At 44.2% G+C, this 15,048-nt stretch carries 21 protein-coding genes; 18 read left to right on the top strand and 3 right to left on the bottom strand.

The genetic code is table 11. From position 1 onward, the window contains the following. Positions 1-18: 18 nt before the first annotated feature. Complete coding sequence (locus tag NYE43_RS12275) at positions 19-399, bottom strand: rhodanese-like domain-containing protein (RefSeq protein ID WP_095713265.1); 381 nt, start codon at positions 397-399, stop codon at positions 19-21. 190 nt (positions 400-589) lie between these two features. Between NYE43_RS12275 and lipM the strand changes: the two genes are divergently transcribed. From lipM to NYE43_RS12260, 3 genes are all read left to right on the top strand, one after another. Continuing rightward, on the top strand, positions 590-1,426 hold the full coding sequence (gene lipM, locus NYE43_RS12270) for an octanoyltransferase LipM (protein WP_059335404.1): 837 nt from the start codon (positions 590-592) through the stop codon (positions 1,424-1,426). Positions 1,427-1,526: 100 nt separating this feature from the next. Further along, positions 1,527-1,955 (top strand): transcriptional regulator MntR, encoded by a 429-nt coding sequence (gene mntR / locus NYE43_RS12265; RefSeq protein ID WP_010334908.1) that lies wholly within the window; start codon positions 1,527-1,529, stop codon positions 1,953-1,955. A gap of 126 nt (positions 1,956-2,081) precedes the next feature. Beyond that, positions 2,082-2,957: a patatin-like phospholipase family protein gene (locus NYE43_RS12260; protein WP_024122028.1), complete on the top strand. Its 876-nt coding sequence runs from the start codon at positions 2,082-2,084 to the stop codon at positions 2,955-2,957. Here the strand turns inward: NYE43_RS12260 and NYE43_RS12255 are convergent. Together NYE43_RS12255 and NYE43_RS12250 are read right to left on the bottom strand one after the other, a co-directional pair. Next, the gene (locus NYE43_RS12255) at positions 2,954-3,349 is read right to left on the bottom strand and encodes an SA1362 family protein (RefSeq protein WP_044154629.1); all 396 of its coding nucleotides are present in this window, start codon (positions 3,347-3,349) and stop codon (positions 2,954-2,956) included. The genes NYE43_RS12260 and NYE43_RS12255 overlap by 4 nt on opposite strands. 39 nt (positions 3,350-3,388) lie before the next feature. Beyond that, on the bottom strand, positions 3,389-4,342 hold the full coding sequence (locus NYE43_RS12250; RefSeq protein WP_095713264.1) for a DUF1385 domain-containing protein: 954 nt from the start codon (positions 4,340-4,342) through the stop codon (positions 3,389-3,391). A 231-nt stretch (positions 4,343-4,573) separates the two neighbouring features. Between NYE43_RS12250 and NYE43_RS12245 the strand changes: the two genes are divergently transcribed. The 15 genes from NYE43_RS12245 to accC all read left to right on the top strand — a co-directional run bounded on the left by NYE43_RS12245 (position 4,574) and on the right by accC (position 15,035). Further along, entirely contained in the window at positions 4,574-5,107 is a 534-nt protein-coding gene (locus tag NYE43_RS12245; protein WP_024122025.1) for a YqhR family membrane protein, read from the top strand. Positions 5,108-5,194: 87 nt separating this feature from the next. Then, positions 5,195-5,635 (top strand): type II 3-dehydroquinate dehydratase, encoded by a 441-nt coding sequence (gene aroQ / locus NYE43_RS12240; protein ID WP_341062049.1) that lies wholly within the window; start codon positions 5,195-5,197, stop codon positions 5,633-5,635. Between the two features lie 2 nt (positions 5,636-5,637). Continuing rightward, positions 5,638-6,699 (top strand): aminopeptidase PapA, encoded by a 1,062-nt coding sequence (gene papA, locus NYE43_RS12235; protein ID WP_151175138.1) that lies wholly within the window; start codon positions 5,638-5,640, stop codon positions 6,697-6,699. A 24-nt stretch (positions 6,700-6,723) separates the two neighbouring features. Then, positions 6,724-7,281 carry an elongation factor P gene (gene efp, locus NYE43_RS12230; RefSeq protein WP_024122022.1) on the top strand — a complete coding sequence of 186 codons (558 nt, stop codon included), beginning with the start codon at positions 6,724-6,726 and terminating at the stop codon, positions 7,279-7,281. Between the two features lie 143 nt (positions 7,282-7,424). After that, a complete protein-coding gene (locus tag NYE43_RS12225; protein WP_010334901.1) occupies positions 7,425-7,706 on the top strand; it encodes a YqhV family protein in 282 nt (93 codons plus the stop codon). A 75-nt stretch (positions 7,707-7,781) separates the two neighbouring features. Further along, a complete protein-coding gene (gene spoIIIAA / locus NYE43_RS12220; protein WP_044154635.1) occupies positions 7,782-8,705 on the top strand; it encodes a stage III sporulation protein AA in 924 nt (307 codons plus the stop codon). Next, the gene (gene spoIIIAB / locus NYE43_RS12215; protein ID WP_024122020.1) at positions 8,699-9,214 is read left to right on the top strand and encodes a stage III sporulation protein SpoIIIAB; all 516 of its coding nucleotides are present in this window, start codon (positions 8,699-8,701) and stop codon (positions 9,212-9,214) included. Before spoIIIAA ends, spoIIIAB begins: the two co-directional genes overlap by 7 nt. A gap of 22 nt (positions 9,215-9,236) precedes the next feature. Then, positions 9,237-9,443 carry a stage III sporulation protein AC gene (gene spoIIIAC, locus NYE43_RS12210; RefSeq protein WP_003153142.1) on the top strand — a complete coding sequence of 69 codons (207 nt, stop codon included), beginning with the start codon at positions 9,237-9,239 and terminating at the stop codon, positions 9,441-9,443. 12 nt (positions 9,444-9,455) lie between these two features. Further along, complete coding sequence (spoIIIAD, locus tag NYE43_RS12205; protein ID WP_081638335.1) at positions 9,456-9,851, top strand: stage III sporulation protein AD; 396 nt, start codon at positions 9,456-9,458, stop codon at positions 9,849-9,851. A gap of 18 nt (positions 9,852-9,869) precedes the next feature. Beyond that, a complete protein-coding gene (gene spoIIIAE / locus NYE43_RS12200) occupies positions 9,870-11,069 on the top strand; it encodes a stage III sporulation protein AE (RefSeq protein ID WP_069487194.1) in 1,200 nt (399 codons plus the stop codon). Positions 11,070-11,082: 13 nt separating this feature from the next. Beyond that, entirely contained in the window at positions 11,083-11,703 is a 621-nt protein-coding gene (gene spoIIIAF / locus NYE43_RS12195) for a stage III sporulation protein AF (RefSeq protein WP_268496696.1), read from the top strand. Beyond that, a complete protein-coding gene (spoIIIAG, locus tag NYE43_RS12190; protein WP_010334895.1) occupies positions 11,696-12,385 on the top strand; it encodes a stage III sporulation protein AG in 690 nt (229 codons plus the stop codon). Before spoIIIAF ends, spoIIIAG begins: the two co-directional genes overlap by 8 nt. Beyond that, positions 12,386-13,036: a stage III sporulation ratchet engulfment protein SpoIIIAH gene (gene spoIIIAH, locus NYE43_RS12185; protein WP_024122016.1), complete on the top strand. Its 651-nt coding sequence runs from the start codon at positions 12,386-12,388 to the stop codon at positions 13,034-13,036. A 152-nt stretch (positions 13,037-13,188) separates the two neighbouring features. Then, a complete protein-coding gene (accB, locus tag NYE43_RS12180; protein WP_024122015.1) occupies positions 13,189-13,671 on the top strand; it encodes an acetyl-CoA carboxylase biotin carboxyl carrier protein in 483 nt (160 codons plus the stop codon). Positions 13,672-13,682: 11 nt separating this feature from the next. After that, positions 13,683-15,035, top strand: coding sequence for an acetyl-CoA carboxylase biotin carboxylase subunit (gene accC, locus NYE43_RS12175; protein WP_044154640.1), 1,353 nt, complete (start codon positions 13,683-13,685; stop codon positions 15,033-15,035). Positions 15,036-15,048: the final 13 nt, after the last annotated feature.

Genomic DNA, 15,048 nt, shown 5'->3' with positions numbered 1-15,048 from the left:
TATCAGACAGCTGTTTTTTTATTTTTTGGCTTTAATTTTTCCGCCCCATTTTTTAAAGCCGCCCTTAAGGTTATAAATCTCAGTGCAGCCGTTTTTGCGCAGGGTTTGTGCCGCGCGTCCGCTGCGGACACTGTTCTGGCAGTACAGATAGACAGGCTTGTCCGGCCGGATTTCATTTTTTCTCTGTTTCAGCTGAGAAAGCGGAATGTTGCGGGCGCCTAAAATATGTCCGCCATCAAATTCATTCGGTTCACGAACGTCGATAAGCTGCGCTTTGCGGTAACCAGCGCGGAATTCTTCTTCCGAAAGTGTTTTCATAATTCGCTGCTGATAGACATATGAAGCAATCATATAGACGATAAACGCAGCAAAAATAATTAAAACGATCATATTAGACAATGTGATTCTACTCCTTTAACGTATAAAATCAAAACCCTGCTTCTTTAAACAAGGGCATAGAGACGTTTTCGACAAATACTATTATAGTAAAGCACGGCGTGATTGTCATCCATAATGGAACTAAAATATTTTTCATTTTCCCGGCAGTTTGTTAAACTGATTCTATTAAAACGGTAAGGAAGGTCTCAAAATGGAAAAAGAAACTTGGCGGTTTATAGACTCAGGAAATGCAAGCCCGGCTTTCAATATGGCGCTTGATGAAGCGCTTTTATATTGGCACAGTGAAAAGAAAATTCCTCCGGTCATCCGTTTTTACGGCTGGAATCCGGCGACGCTTTCTGTAGGTTATTTTCAAAATATTAAAAAGGAAATCAATTTTGAAGCAGTACATAAGTATAATCTTGGATTTGTCAGACGCCCGACCGGAGGAAGAGGGGTGCTCCACGATCAGGAATTGACATACAGCGTAATCGTTTCTGAGGATCATCCGGAAATGCCGGCGACTGTAACCGAGGCATATCGGGTTATTTCAGAAGGCATACTTCAAGGCTTTAGAAATCTTGGTCTGGACGCTTATTTTGCCATTCCGAGAACCGAAAAAGAAAAAGAAAGCTTAAAGAACCCGCGGTCATCCGTTTGTTTTGACGCGCCGTCCTGGTATGAGCTTGTTGTGGAGGGGCGCAAGGTGGCGGGAAGCGCGCAAACGAGACAAAAAGGCGTCATCCTTCAGCACGGCTCCATTCTGCTTGATTTGGATGAGGACAAGCTGTTTGATCTGTTTTTGTATCCGAGTGAAAGAGTCAGAGAGCGGATGCAGCGCAATTTTAAAAATAAAGCGGTTGCGATTAATGAACTCACCGATCACCCGGTGACGATGGACGATGCACGCAAGGCTTTTAAATCCGGATTTGAAACCGGCTTGAATATTCACTTGGAGCCGTACGAATTATCCCAGGAAGAGCTTGATTTTGTTCAGGACTTGGCAGAAACAAAATATGCTTCTGATGAATGGAATTATAAGCGGTAAAAAGGGCTTTTTGGCCTGCAGAGCATCCTTGTTTTTTCAAGTTCATTAGTGTAAACTTGTAATGATTTATAAAGTTAAGGTGCTTTTTGGGAGGGTTTCGATGACGACACCAAGTATGGAAGATTATATTGAACAGATTTATATGCTGATTGAAGAAAAAGGATATGCAAGGGTTTCTGATATCGCGGAAGCATTGGCAGTCCACCCCTCCTCTGTAACAAAAATGGTTCAAAAACTAGATAAAGACGAATATTTAATTTATGAAAAATATCGCGGTCTCGTGCTAACGTCTAAAGGAAAGAAAATAGGCAAACGGCTAGTATACAGACATGAATTGCTTGAGCAGTTTTTAAGAATCATTGGTGTTGATGAAGAGAAAATATATAACGATGTCGAAGGAATCGAGCATCATTTAAGCTGGAACAGCATTGATCGCATCGGTGATCTTGTTCAATATTTTGAAGAAGACGATGCGCGTAAAAAAGAGCTGAAATCAATCCAAAAGAAAACAGAACATCATAATCAGTAAAAAGGCGGGTCTCAAAGGAGGCCGCCTTTTTTTGATGAAATGCGCCCTGCTTCATTCATTGGTCTATTTCTTCGCGTTTTTTCTTAAAATGATAGTAAGCCATTGGATGGAGGGGGAGGGTATGGGATGTATATTGACGGTGTGTTTTCTGGCGGAGGGGTAAAAGGCGTGGCGCTTGCCGGCGCTTATGAAGCGCTTGAGGAAAAAGGCTTCCGCTTTGCACGGCTTGCCGGCACAAGCGCCGGCGCCGTTATTGCCGCTTTTATTGCATCAGGTTATTCGAGCAAGGAAATTCACGCTTTGATTGAAGAAGTGGACGGAGAGAGGCTGCTGGACCAGCGATACTCATTTCTCCCCTTAAAAATGCTCCAATGGGTGTCCATTTACTGGCGTTTGGGCTTGTTTAAAGGAGACACATTAGAAAAGTGGATCGCCGACCTTTTAAGAGCGAAAGGCGTACGCGTCTTTGGCGATTTGAAAAAAGGCTCTTTGCGGCTCATCGCTTCGGATCTGACAAACGGTACAATGATCGTGCTGCCGGACGACTTGGTCCGCTACGGGTTAAATCCGGATATGTTTCCGGTTGCCAGAGCGGTAAGAATGAGCTGCAGCATTCCCTATTTTTTTGAACCAATAAAATTAAAAACAGATACAGGAACTGCCACCGTAGTGGATGGGGGCGTTTTAAGCAATTTTCCCATATGGCTGTTTTCTAAAGAAAGAAAACGACCTGTTATCGGGGTGACGCTTGCGCCGAATGAAAGGGAGCGGCCGAAAAAAAATATCGGAAACGCTTTCGAACTGTTTGGCGCTCTGTTTGAAACGATGAAGGATGCGCATGACGCAAGACATATCGCGTCACGCTATGAGCAAAATATCATTTTTCTTCCGGTTGACAACGTGATGGCGACCGAATTTCATTTAACACAACAAAAAAAACTAGCCCTGATTGAGCTAGGTAAAAGTCGGACAGAGCAGTTTTTAAAGCAGTGGACCTATTAAAAAAGCGCTCTGTTTTTCTTTTTATTTTTTTTTCCTTCTATGACAGTCAGCTGCGTCTGGCTTTTTTTCTTGAGAATCATCGGCTTAGGTTTGCTGGCGCTCGGAACGCTTCGCAGATGGCTCACCCGTCCTTTATGCCCGGCGCGGTGCTTTGCTTTTTGTTCTTTCAGCCGGCGCCGCGATTGTTTGGCCGCTTTTTTAAAAGCCGCTCCTTCACTTCCAGTATTTCGCTTCATTACATATTTCACAATAAAATAAATAATGATACCTGCCAAGATGACGGTTATCGCCATTTTTGCCATTTCTCCGGGATTGGTTACCAGCACATAGAGGAAACCGAACGCTCCCAGCGCAATTAATACAGCAATAATAGGTTGTACACGATGATTCATAACTGTCCACCTCCGAAAGTAATAGCAGGGCAACGGATATTAGATGACGTTGTGAGAAGGCTGCTCTTTTTGTTCAGATCTTTCTTCGAGTCTGAGAAGCTCGTTAAAGCTTTCGATTGCAACTTCAACTTGGTCATCCTTAGGTTCTTTCGTCGTTAACAGCTGAAGCCAGAGGCCCGGGTACCCGAGACATTTCAAACCGGGAATATCACGCACTTTATTTGTCAGCTGCAGCACTTCAAAGGAAATCCCAAGTACAACCGGTATGAGAGCGACACGATCTATAACACGCAACCAAAGCGGATCTGTCGGAACAAGCAAGTATACAAACATACCGACAATAATGGTAAATAGAATAAAGCTGGACCCGCAGCGGTAATGAAGCCGTGATTGATTTTGAACGTTCTCTACAGTAATTGGCAAATTCTGTTCATAACAGTTTATGACCTTATGTTCGGCTCCATGATATTGAAACACTCTTTTAATCAGCGGCGTCATGGATAAAAAATAAATATAACCGAGCAGCAAAATCAATTTGAATAGACTTTCAACTGCGATTTGCGCTGTGTCCGATGGAAAAACCGGTCTTGTCAGTTCAGCTAAGAAAACAGGAACCAATGTAAATACGAATTTACTGAACAAAAATGATAAGACGCCGATCACTGCAAGGCTGAGATACATTGACAGCCCCGAGGCTTTTTTTTCTTCCTTAAGCGTCTCGTCCTCAGACGGATCAAGTCCGTAGCGTTCACTCGAGAAATTCAAATGCTTTGTGCCGTTAGCGCTCGCTTCAATAATAGCCGCGATCCCTCTTATAAATGGTATTTTTTTTACCCTGTTCAGCTTCGGATTGTGTTTCCGGGGAAGCTTGAAGAAATCAATGCTTCCGTCTGTTCTTCGTATGGCCGTAACGTAATTGTGTTTTCCGCCAAACATAACGCCTTCCACAACCGCCTGCCCGCCGTAAGCGGGCGGAATTTTATGTTTTGACATATTCATCAACCTGCCTATTTCTTTAGGATTGCTAACTATTTCCTTTCACTCTATTGTACAGGAAACAGCGCGAAACCTCTAGATTGACGGGCTGAAAATTTGCCAGAGCCTTGCTTTTTCTACATGCAGTATACCCGTTATTTTCAAATTTTACTCGCTGCTGTCAAAATGTGTGAGCTTTTTTATTGACATTTCATTTTTTGGGCACACTTTAACAAGGAGGTGGCCGTTATGACAAGTGAAAAAAATACAGATCAAAACGAACAAACAAAAGAGGATCAGGGACCGCCTGTGCCAATGGGCGCCAGGGTAGCGGCGACGGGTTTTTGCGGAGGCGTATTATGGAGTTTCGTCGGTTATATCGCCTACTTATTTCATTTTTCCGAAATCAGCCCCAATATGATATTGCAGCCGTTTGTACTCGGAGAGTGGAAGAAACATGGTTTAGGAACGATTATCAGCATCATTGTGATTGGCATCATTTCGATTGGCGGGGCGTTTCTTTATTATCTTCTCTTGAAACGCTTGAAAACGATGTGGCCTGGTATGTTATACGGCTTGCTGCTTTGGCTGCTCGTGTTTTTTGTGTTTAATCCGATTTTCCAGGATGTGCGCGCTGTAACTGAATTGAAATCAGATACGATTATTACAACAATTTGCATCTATCTGCTTTACGGGCTGTTTGTCGGATATTCAATTTCATTTGAATATAATGAGCTGAACTCGGAAAAGCTGGCACGTGCGCTGGGAACACAGAGAGAATAGTGTATTATCCTTTTTTGTTATGATAAAATGTTCACGAGAAGTGAACATTTTTTACATGAGAAACCCTCGCGAAAAGGAGAGAGCCATGTGCCTCATTTTTTGATTTTGAATGGCCCGAATGTCAATCGGCTGGGGAAGCGTGAGCCGGATGTATTTGGGCGTCACACACTGACAGATATTGAAACAGATATTTTTCAATTTGCTGAAGCCTTACATATTCAGCTTACTTTTTTCCAGTCTAATCATGAAGGCGATTTGATAGACGCCATACACGAGGCTGAGGAACAATATGACGGAATTGTTTTGAATCCGGGCGCGCTGAGCCATTACAGCTATGCAATCAGGGATGCTGTTTCAAGCATCAGCCCTCCTGTGGTTGAGGTGCATTTATCAAATTTATACGCCAGAGAAGAATTCAGGCATCAGTCAGTGATCGCTCCTGTTGCGAAAGGGCAGATTGTCGGCCTCGGATCTGAAGGCTACAAGCTTGCTGTTCGCTATTTATTAAGCCGGCAAGGGGGAGAATAAAGATGAAACTTGAGAAATTAAGAAACTTGTTCGAACAGCTGGGGATAGACGGAATGCTGATTACAAGCAGCATCAATTTGCGCTATATGACCGGTTTTACAGGGTCAGCGGGCTTAGCTGTCATATCCGGAGACAGGGCTGCGTTTATTACAGATTTCCGTTATACGGAGCAGGCGAAGGTTCAGGTAAAGGGCTTTGAAATCATTGAGCACGGCGGCAGCCTGATTCAAACCACTGCCGACACAATTGAAAAGTTCGGCATCAAACGCCTCGGTTTTGAACAAAACAGTATGACCTACGGCACATACGCGTCCTACAACGCGGTTGTCAGTGAGGCTGAATTAGTGCCTGTGGCTGAATCCGTGGAAAAGTTGCGCTTGATTAAGTCTAATGAAGAGATTAAGATATTAGAGGAAGCTGCGAAGATTGCAGATGATGCTTTCAGCCATATCTTGACGTTTATGAAACCCGGCATTTCTGAAATAGCTGTTGCCAATGAATTGGAGTTTTATATGAGAAGCCAAGGAGCGGACAGCTCTTCTTTTGATATGATTGTCGCCTCGGGCCTTCGGTCAAGCCTTCCCCATGGAGTGGCAAGTGACAAACTGATTGAAAGCGGGGATCTTGTTACGCTGGATTTTGGCGCTTACTATAAAGGATATTGTTCTGACATTACCCGAACGGTCGCTGTAGGCCAGCCTAGTGATCAATTGAAAGAAATTTATCAGGTCGTATTTGATGCTCAGGCACTCGGCGTCGAACATATTAAGCCGGGCATGACAGGCAAAGAGGCTGACGCCCTGACTAGGGATCATATCGCTGCAAAAGGCTACGGCGAGTACTTCGGCCATTCAACCGGGCATGGGCTCGGCATGGAAGTTCATGAGTCGCCGGGGCTGTCAGTCAGATCTTCAGCTATTCTTGAACCGGGCATGGTGGTTACAGTGGAGCCGGGCATTTACATACCAGAAACAGGCGGTGTCCGAATTGAAGATGACATCGTGATTACAGAAAACGGCAACCGGACAATTACCCATTCCCCAAAAGAACTCATTATTTTGTGATTGGAATATAGGAGGACATTAAACATGATTTCAGTAAACGATTTCCGTACAGGATTAACAATCGAAGTGGATGGCGGCATTTGGCGCGTCGTTGACTTCCAGCACGTAAAACCGGGTAAAGGTGCGGCATTTGTTCGTTCTAAACTTCGCAACCTGCGTACTGGCGCGATTCAGGAAAAAACATTCCGTGCTGGTGAAAAAGTGGCAAAAGCGCAAATCGAAACAAAAACAATGCAATACTTATATGCAAACGGAGACCAGCACGTATTCATGGATACAAGTTCTTATGAACAGCTTGAACTGAGTGAAACTCAAATTGAAGAGGAATTAAAATATCTGCTTGAAAATATGTCTGTACACATCATGATGTACCAAGATGAAACACTCGGTATCGAACTTCCGAACACGGTTGAGCTGAAAGTGGTAGAGACTGAACCTGGTATTAAAGGTGATACGGCATCAGGCGGTACAAAACCTGCGAAAACCGAAACTGGTCTTGTTGTAAACGTGCCGTTCTTTGTCAATGAAGGCGACACTCTTGTAGTCAACACATCAGATGGTTCTTACGTTTCAAGAGCGTAAGGAGAAAAAAGAGGCCTGTTCCCAATTGGGAGCAGGCTTTTTTTGTGCGCAAAAACAGAATCTTTCTTTTATACGAAAATGGCAAGACTACTTCCGACAGCTAGAGCATATCATATAAAAAAATGGGAGGTTGGGAGAGTGCTATGAAATTTTTTCTTGGAAATATCAATTCTACTGTTTTGACAATGGCCGGATTGCGAGTTTTATCCTCCATGATTGAGCTGACGGCCGCGATTGTGATGCTTGTGACAAATGATGTCCGCAAAGCGGTTGTGGTCAACAGCATTCTTGCTATTGTCGGTCCGCTGATTTTTATCATCACCATGACTGTGGGAATCTACCAAATTGCCGGGCAGCTGTCATATGCAAAACTGATCTTGATTTTTACGGGTGTCGTGTTGATTTTAGCGGGTGTCCACAAATAAAGAGAGGCTTGTCATAAAGTCTGCCTCACATCATACATTTTAAAGAAGCCGATCGGTAGAAAGGAGGAGACTCTGTTGAATGAAATTGCTGACGTTCTCCCTGAATCCATGAAAAACGCCCTTTCTGAAATACCGGAACATCAATGGCTGGAAATCGAAGAAATCAGAATTCGGGTTAACCGCCCTGTTGAACTGATACGAAAAGGACAACCTCTTTTTTTGTCCTATGCGGGCACGGCCGAGGATGCCCACCTGATCCTCAGCCGGCTGAGCAATTATAGTATGTATACGCTCGAAGAAGAGCTGAAGAAAGGGTATGTCACCATCAGGGGCGGCCACAGAGTCGGACTTGCAGGCAGAGTCATTACAGAAAACGGAGGGGTGAAGGGCCTCCGCGACATTGCGTCTTTTAATATACGAATTGCCCGGCAAAAGCTTGGAATTGCAGAACCGCTGCTGCCTTATCTGCATCAAAACGGCTGGCTGAATACATTGATTATCGGTCCGCCGCAAACCGGTAAAACAACGCTGCTTCGTGATCTTGCCAGACTTGCGAGCAGCGGCAAGAACCGCATTCCGCCCGTAAAGACAGGCATTGTCGATGAACGGTCGGAAATTGCCGGGTGCCTGCGCGGCATTCCGCAGCATCAATTCGGACAGAGAATTGACGTGTTAGATGCCTGTCCGAAGGCAGAAGGGCTGATGATGATGATCCGGTCAATGAGTCCCGAGGTGATAATTGTTGATGAAATCGGAAGAACGGAGGATACAGAAGCACTTCTCGAGGCGCTGCATGCCGGTGTTTCGGTCATCGTATCCGCGCATGGCTGGAGTATTTCTGATCTGATGAAGCGGCCTTCATTAAAGCGTCTGTGGGAAGAAAAAGCCTTTGACCGCTATTTGGAATTATCCAGAACGAAGGGGCCGGGCACGGTAAGCCGTATTTATGACAAAGACGGAAACGTGCTTTCTGGAACGAGGGACGTGAAAACATGCTGAAGCTGTTAGGCGCTGTATTCATTGTAGCTGCGACAACATGGACAGGTTTCGAGACGGCGAAAATTTATACAGAACGGCCAAGGCAAATTCGTCAGCTGCGCGCGGCGCTCCAATCCCTTGAGGCAGAAATTATGTACGGCCATACACCGCTTCACACCGCTTCGCAGCAGATCGCAAAACAGCTTGCACAGCCTGTTTCGGCTCTGTTTCTCAGTTTTAGCGAACAGCTGGAGAAAGGCAGTGATTCCGCTAAAACGGCATGGGAGCAAAGCTTAAAAAAAGTGTGGGACAACATGTCACTGAAAAAAGCCGAATATGATGTGCTGAAGCAGTTCGGCGAGACGCTTGGGATTCACGATCGAATCTCACAGCAAAAACATATCAAGCTGGCACTTACACACTTAGAGGCATCGGAAGCGGATGCTGAGCAGGCACAAGCGAAAAATGAAAAGATGATAAAAAGTTTAGGCTTTTTAGCGGGCTTGTTACTCATTCTTCTATTGATGTAAACGTGAGGGGAGCAAAAATAAAATGGGAGTAGACGTTAATGTCATTTTTCAAATCGCCGGAGTGGGAATCGTGGTCGCTTTTTTACACACGATTTTGGATCAGATGGGAAAAAAAGAATACGCCCAGTGGGTGACGCTGTTAGGTTTTATCTATATTTTATTTATGGTCGCCACCATTGTGGATGACCTCTTTAAAAAGATAAAAGCTGTGTTTTTATTTCAAGGATAGGGGGGCTTACAGATTGACATTGTTCAAATTGTAGGTTTAGGGCTGATCGCCACCTTCCTTTCTTTGATCGTAAAAGAACAAAAGCCGACATTTGCCTTTTTAATTGTCGTATTTGCCGGATGTGTTATTTTTCTCTATTTGGTAGATCAAATCTACGACATTATCAGAATGATTGAAAAAATAGCCGTTAACGCCAATGTCAACATGGTATATGTTGAAACGATTTTAAAGATTATCGGAATCGCCTATATTGCTGAATTCGGGGCGCAGCTCACCAAGGATGCCGGTCAAGGGGCCATCGCCTCGAAAATAGAATTGGCGGGGAAAATTCTGATTCTCGTTATGGCTGTTCCTATTTTAACCGTGATTATTGAAACGATTCTCGGACTTATACCTTCCATGTCATAACCGAAAGGAGGCGGCAGATTGAAGCGTTTTCGATGGGCGTTAGTTCTTGCGGTGCTGCTCGTATTCGGCTGCACAGAAATTGTACAAGCAGCAGACGACTCGGTCCAAACAGAAGAACATACCGAAACACCGGAGCAATTGGCTGAAAAAACGGCAGAGTCGCTTGAAACAGACAAGATCGGTGAATTTTGGAATGACATAATGACGGAGTACGGCGGGCTTCTGCCGGAAAGTCAAAAAGGAAGTTTGCTTGAGTTTATAAACGGCGATAAATCTTTTTCACCGCAAGAATGGCTGAAGGCTCTCTTTTCTTATTTGTTTCATGAAGTGCTTGCCAATGGAAAGCTTCTCGGCACGTTGATTTTGCTAACGATTTTTTGCGTCATTCTTCAGCTTCTGCAAAATGCATTTCAGCAAAGCACAGTCAGCAAGGTTGCCTACGCAATTGTTTATATGGTGCTGATTATCCTTGCACTGAACAGCTTTCATGTAGCGATCAATTATGCGACAGAGGCGATTCAGACGATGACCAGTTTTATTTTGGCTCTCATTCCTCTCCTGCTGGCGCTTTTGGCTTCCTCTGGAGGAGCTGTATCTGCGGCCTTCTTTCATCCTGTTATTCTTTTTCTAATGAATACGAGCGGTCTGCTGATTCAAAATATCGTCATGCCGCTGATTTTCTTATCAGCAATTCTGAGCATCGTCAGTACAATGACTGAACAATACAAAGTAACGCAGCTGTCCAATCTTCTCAGAAATATTGCCATCGGAGCGCTGGCAGTCTTTCTCACTGTGTTTCTCGGCGTCATTTCTGTGCAGGGTGCCTCGGCGGCAGTGACAGACGGCATTACGCTCAGGACGGCTAAGTTTATTACCGGCAACTTCATTCCTGTTCTTGGAAGAATGTTTACTGACGCAACGGATACGGTGATCAGCGCTTCCTTATTGCTGAAAAATACGGTAGGAATCCTAGGTGTCGCCATTTTGATTTGTATTGCGGCTTTCCCGGCAATCAAAGTGCTTTCTCTCGCTTTTATTTACAAGCTGGCAGCCGCGATTCTCCAGCCGCTCGGCGGCGGTCCGGTCATTACCTGTCTCGATGTCATCAGCAAAAGCGTCATTTATATTTTTGCGGCTCTCGCTATTGTGTCTCTCATGTTTTTTTTAAGCCTTACCGTCATTATTACTGCCGGAAACCTCACGATGATGATGAAATAAAGGAGGCTGACGGATGAGTTTTTTAACTGAATGGCTTACCAGCATCGTCTTATTTATCCTATTTGCAATCGTTATTGATATGCTGCTGCCGAGCTCCAGCATGCAAAAGTACGCAAAAATGGTAGTCAGCCTGCTGCTGATCGTCGTCATGCTTACTCCAATCTTTAAGCTTTTCAAAACAGACCCCGAAGTCATCTTTGAATACCTCACAAAAAACGGGCAATCGGAATCTGCCGAAATAAAAAATCAGATCAATTCAAAAAAAATAGAAATACAAGCTTCCCAGCGCGCATATATTTTAGAAGAAATGGCTGTCCAACTAAAAAAGAAAGCGGAGGAGATGTTCAGTCATGACGAATATAAAGTAGACCAAATCAAGATCACGGCAGGAGAAAAAGTAGATTCAGAAGAGGATATCAAAACAATCAGCGTGTATATGGCCCCGTCTTCTGAAAAAACGGTCCAAACGGTCGCGCCGATCGACATTAATACGGATCATGTATACGTCACGAAAGAAAAAGCGGAACAAAAAGAAGCTAAACAGATTGAGACAAAGCTTGCGGACATTTGGGAAATCGGCAGTGAGAAAATTACGGTTCATATGGAAGGCGGGGAGAGGATCGGCAATGAATAAAAACGGATTATGGAACGTATTGAAAAAGCAGTTTCTTCCGGGGCAATCGAAGGACGGCGAAAAACCGAAGCTGACCAAATATCATTACTTTCTGTTCGTTTTTGTTCTCGGCGTCTCCTTTATGCTTGTCAGCCAGCTCTTTTCTTCACCGGAGAAAACGGAAAACGCCCAGACCATAACAGCACCGGCATCAGCTGATTCGGCGGACAGCAAAGAGAAAACAGCTGAAGTGTTTAAAGCCTCTAAATCTGATGATCCTAAAAACTCTATTGGCGATTATGAAAAAGAATATGAAAACCAGCTGAAGGAAATTCTTGAAACCATTATCGGCGTGGAGGATGTCTCGGTTGTGGTCAATGTAGACGCAACGTCACTGAAGGTTTATGAAAAAAACAAATCAAGCAAAAATACAACAACTGAGGAAACAGACAAAGAAGGCGGAACTAGAAGTGTGACGGATCAAACATCAGAGGAAGAAATCGTCATGATCAGGAATGGGGATAAAGAAACCCCTGTTGTCGTTCAAACGAAAAAACCTGATATACGCGGTGTACTCGTTGTTGCTCAAGGAGTGGACAACGTTCAAATAAAACAAACCATTATTGAAGCGGTGACACGGGTCCTGGATGTTCCAAGCCACCGGGTTGCGGTTGCCCCTAAAAAAATAAAGGAGGATTCATAAATGCTCAAAAAACAAACCGTTTGGCTGTTAACAATGCTCAGTCTTGTTGTGGTGTTAAGTGTTTATTATATCATGTCACCGGAAAGTAAAAACGCGGTGCAGATGCAAAGTGAAAAAAGCCCGTCAGACAGCGGTGAGGTAGCAACTGAAAAAACACCTGCCAAGGAAGACACAAAGGAAAAAAACGGTGCTGAAACAGAGAAAGAAGACGGAACAAAGGGTACGAAAGATTCTTCATCAGACAAAGAAACTTCCGCTGAAGCGAGTGAAAAAGGAACAGTTGTGACCGAAACCGCCGATGATGATCTCTTCACAACGTACCGCCTTGATTTAGAGGATGCCAGAAGCAAGGAAAGGGAAGAACTGAATGCGATCGTATCCAGCGACGATGCAACAGCAAAGGAAAAGAGCGAAGCATATGATAAAATGACAGCCCTCAGTGAAGCGGAAGGAACAGAAAAACAGCTTGAAACACTGATTAAAACACAAGGCTATGAAGATGCCCTCGTAAATGCGGAAGGAGACAAAATCAACATCACGGTCAAGTCTGACAAACACTCCAAATCTAAAGCTACAGCCATCATAGACCTTGTTGCCAAAGAAATTAAAACGATGAAAGACGTTGCTGTCACATTTGAGCCTTCCAAATAGTTAATGAACAACCGCCCGCCGAAACGCGGGCTTTTTGCATGCCAATCATATTAGAGTTGAATTCAAAAGTCCGCTCCTGTAAGATAAACATAGTATGTACTTTTAGTAGTAACCTATAAAAAAGAAATTTCAATACATAGGAGTGCGATGGAATGTTAAACATTAAAGAAATCCATGAGCTGATTAAAACAATTGACGAATCTTCAATTGATGAATTCGTATATGAAAATGAAGGTGTTTCCCTAAAACTGAAAAAACACGAAGCGGGTACTGTGCAAGTGATGCAGCAAGCACCGGCAGCACCTGTACAAGCAGCGGCTCCGCAAACGGCACAGCCTCAAGCGCAGCAAGCAGCGCCGGCACCTGCACAAGAGGCGCCGAAACAAGATGAAAACCTGCATCAAATCAAATCGCCGATGGTGGGAACATTTTATGCTTCTTCATCACCGGAAGCCGGTCCTTATGTAACTGCAGGCTCTAAAGTAAATGAAAACACAGTTGTCTGCATTGTGGAAGCAATGAAGCTATTCAACGAAATCGAAGCGGAAGTAAAAGGCGAAATCGTTGAAGTATTAGTTGAAAACGGCCAGCTGGTTGAGTATGGACAACCTCTATTTCTTGTAAAAGCAGAGTAAGGAGACTTAACATGATAAAAAAGCTATTGATCGCCAACAGAGGAGAAATTGCTGTCAGAATCATCAGAGCCTGCAAAGAGCTCGGCATTGAGACTGTCGCTGTTTATTCAGAAGCTGATAAAGATGCCCTGCATGTGCAAATGGCTGATGAGGCTTTTTGTATCGGACCGAAAGCATCAAAAGACAGCTATCTAAACGTTACAAATATCGTAAGTGTCGCCAAGCTTACCGGCACAGATGCTATCCATCCGGGATACGGATTTTTAGCTGAAAACGCCGACTTCGCGGAATTATGTGAAGAAGTGAATGTCACGTTTGTCGGACCTAGCGCTGAGGCCATTTCAAAAATGGGAACAAAAGACGTTGCGCGGGAGACGATGAAACAGGCGGGCGTGCCGATCGTTCCAGGTTCACAAGGAATTATAGAAAATGTGGAAGAAGCGGTTTCGCTGGCTAATGAAATTGGGTATCCTGTAATTATAAAAGCCACCGCAGGCGGAGGCGGAAAAGGAATCAGGGTTGCGCGCACCGAAGAGGAATTGATTAACGGCATTAAGATTACTCAGCAGGAAGCTGCAACTGCATTTGGAAATCCTGGAGTTTACATCGAAAAATACATAGAGGATTTTCGTCATGTTGAGATCCAAGTGCTTGCCGATAATTATGGAAATACCATTCATTTGGGCGAACGCGACTGCTCGATTCAAAGACGCCTTCAAAAGCTTTTGGAAGAATCACCATCTCCTGCGCTTGATTCAGAAATCAGAGAGCAGATGGGTGAAGCAGCGGTTAAGGCTGCAAAAGCAGTTGGCTACACAGGCGCGGGCACAGTTGAATTTATTTATGACTACAGAGAACAGCGCTACTACTTCATGGAAATGAACACAAGAATTCAAGTAGAGCACCCAGTCACAGAAATGGTGACAGGAACAGACCTGATTAAGGAACAAATCAGAGTCGCATCAGGAATGGAACTCAGCCTCAAACAAGAAGATGTTCTATTTGAAGGCTGGGCCATCGAATGCCGAATTAATGCGGAAAACCCAAGCAAAAATTTCATGCCGTCACCTGGTGAAATAAAAATGTATCTGCCGCCGGGCGGTTTAGGTGTCCGTGTAGATTCAGCCGCGTATCCGGGCTATACCATCCCTCCGTACTACGACAGCATGATTGCGAAAGTAATCACATACGGAAAAACGAGAGATGAAGCGGTTGCCCGCATGAAGCGCGCATTAAGCGAATTCGTCATCGAAGGCATAGAAACAACAATCCCGTTCCACATCAAACTGCTTGAACACGAAACATTTGTCAGCGGAGAGTTTAATACGAAGTTTTTAGAAACATATGATGTAATGGGCTCATAATTTTTACGGAGGT

Origin of the sequence: Bacillus sp. FSL R5-0434, assembly GCF_038004745.1 — a bacterium.
In the GTDB taxonomy this organism is placed as follows: domain Bacteria; phylum Bacillota; class Bacilli; order Bacillales; family Bacillaceae; genus Bacillus; species Bacillus halotolerans.
This window is presented reverse-complemented; position numbering and strand designations above follow the sequence as displayed.

Coding starts and splice junctions, on each gene's coding strand:
- mntR (WP_010334908.1), top strand. CDS start 1,527: ATGACGACACCAAGTATGGAAGATTATATTGAACAGATTTATATGCTG.
- spoIIIAB (WP_024122020.1), top strand. CDS start 8,699: ATGCTGAAGCTGTTAGGCGCTGTATTCATTGTAGCTGCGACAACATGG.
- NYE43_RS12260 (WP_024122028.1), top strand. CDS start 2,082: ATGTATATTGACGGTGTGTTTTCTGGCGGAGGGGTAAAAGGCGTGGCG.
- spoIIIAF (WP_268496696.1), top strand. CDS start 11,083: ATGAGTTTTTTAACTGAATGGCTTACCAGCATCGTCTTATTTATCCTA.
- NYE43_RS12250 (WP_095713264.1), bottom strand. CDS start 4,342: ATGTCAAAACATAAAATTCCGCCCGCTTACGGCGGGCAGGCGGTTGTG.
- NYE43_RS12255 (WP_044154629.1), bottom strand. CDS start 3,349: ATGAATCATCGTGTACAACCTATTATTGCTGTATTAATTGCGCTGGGA.
- NYE43_RS12245 (WP_024122025.1), top strand. CDS start 4,574: ATGACAAGTGAAAAAAATACAGATCAAAACGAACAAACAAAAGAGGAT.
- lipM (WP_059335404.1), top strand. CDS start 590: ATGGAAAAAGAAACTTGGCGGTTTATAGACTCAGGAAATGCAAGCCCG.
- accC (WP_044154640.1), top strand. CDS start 13,683: ATGATAAAAAAGCTATTGATCGCCAACAGAGGAGAAATTGCTGTCAGA.
- accB (WP_024122015.1), top strand. CDS start 13,189: ATGTTAAACATTAAAGAAATCCATGAGCTGATTAAAACAATTGACGAA.
- spoIIIAH (WP_024122016.1), top strand. CDS start 12,386: ATGCTCAAAAAACAAACCGTTTGGCTGTTAACAATGCTCAGTCTTGTT.
- spoIIIAC (WP_003153142.1), top strand. CDS start 9,237: ATGGGAGTAGACGTTAATGTCATTTTTCAAATCGCCGGAGTGGGAATC.
- spoIIIAG (WP_010334895.1), top strand. CDS start 11,696: ATGAATAAAAACGGATTATGGAACGTATTGAAAAAGCAGTTTCTTCCG.
- efp (WP_024122022.1), top strand. CDS start 6,724: ATGATTTCAGTAAACGATTTCCGTACAGGATTAACAATCGAAGTGGAT.
- papA (WP_151175138.1), top strand. CDS start 5,638: ATGAAACTTGAGAAATTAAGAAACTTGTTCGAACAGCTGGGGATAGAC.
- NYE43_RS12225 (WP_010334901.1), top strand. CDS start 7,425: ATGAAATTTTTTCTTGGAAATATCAATTCTACTGTTTTGACAATGGCC.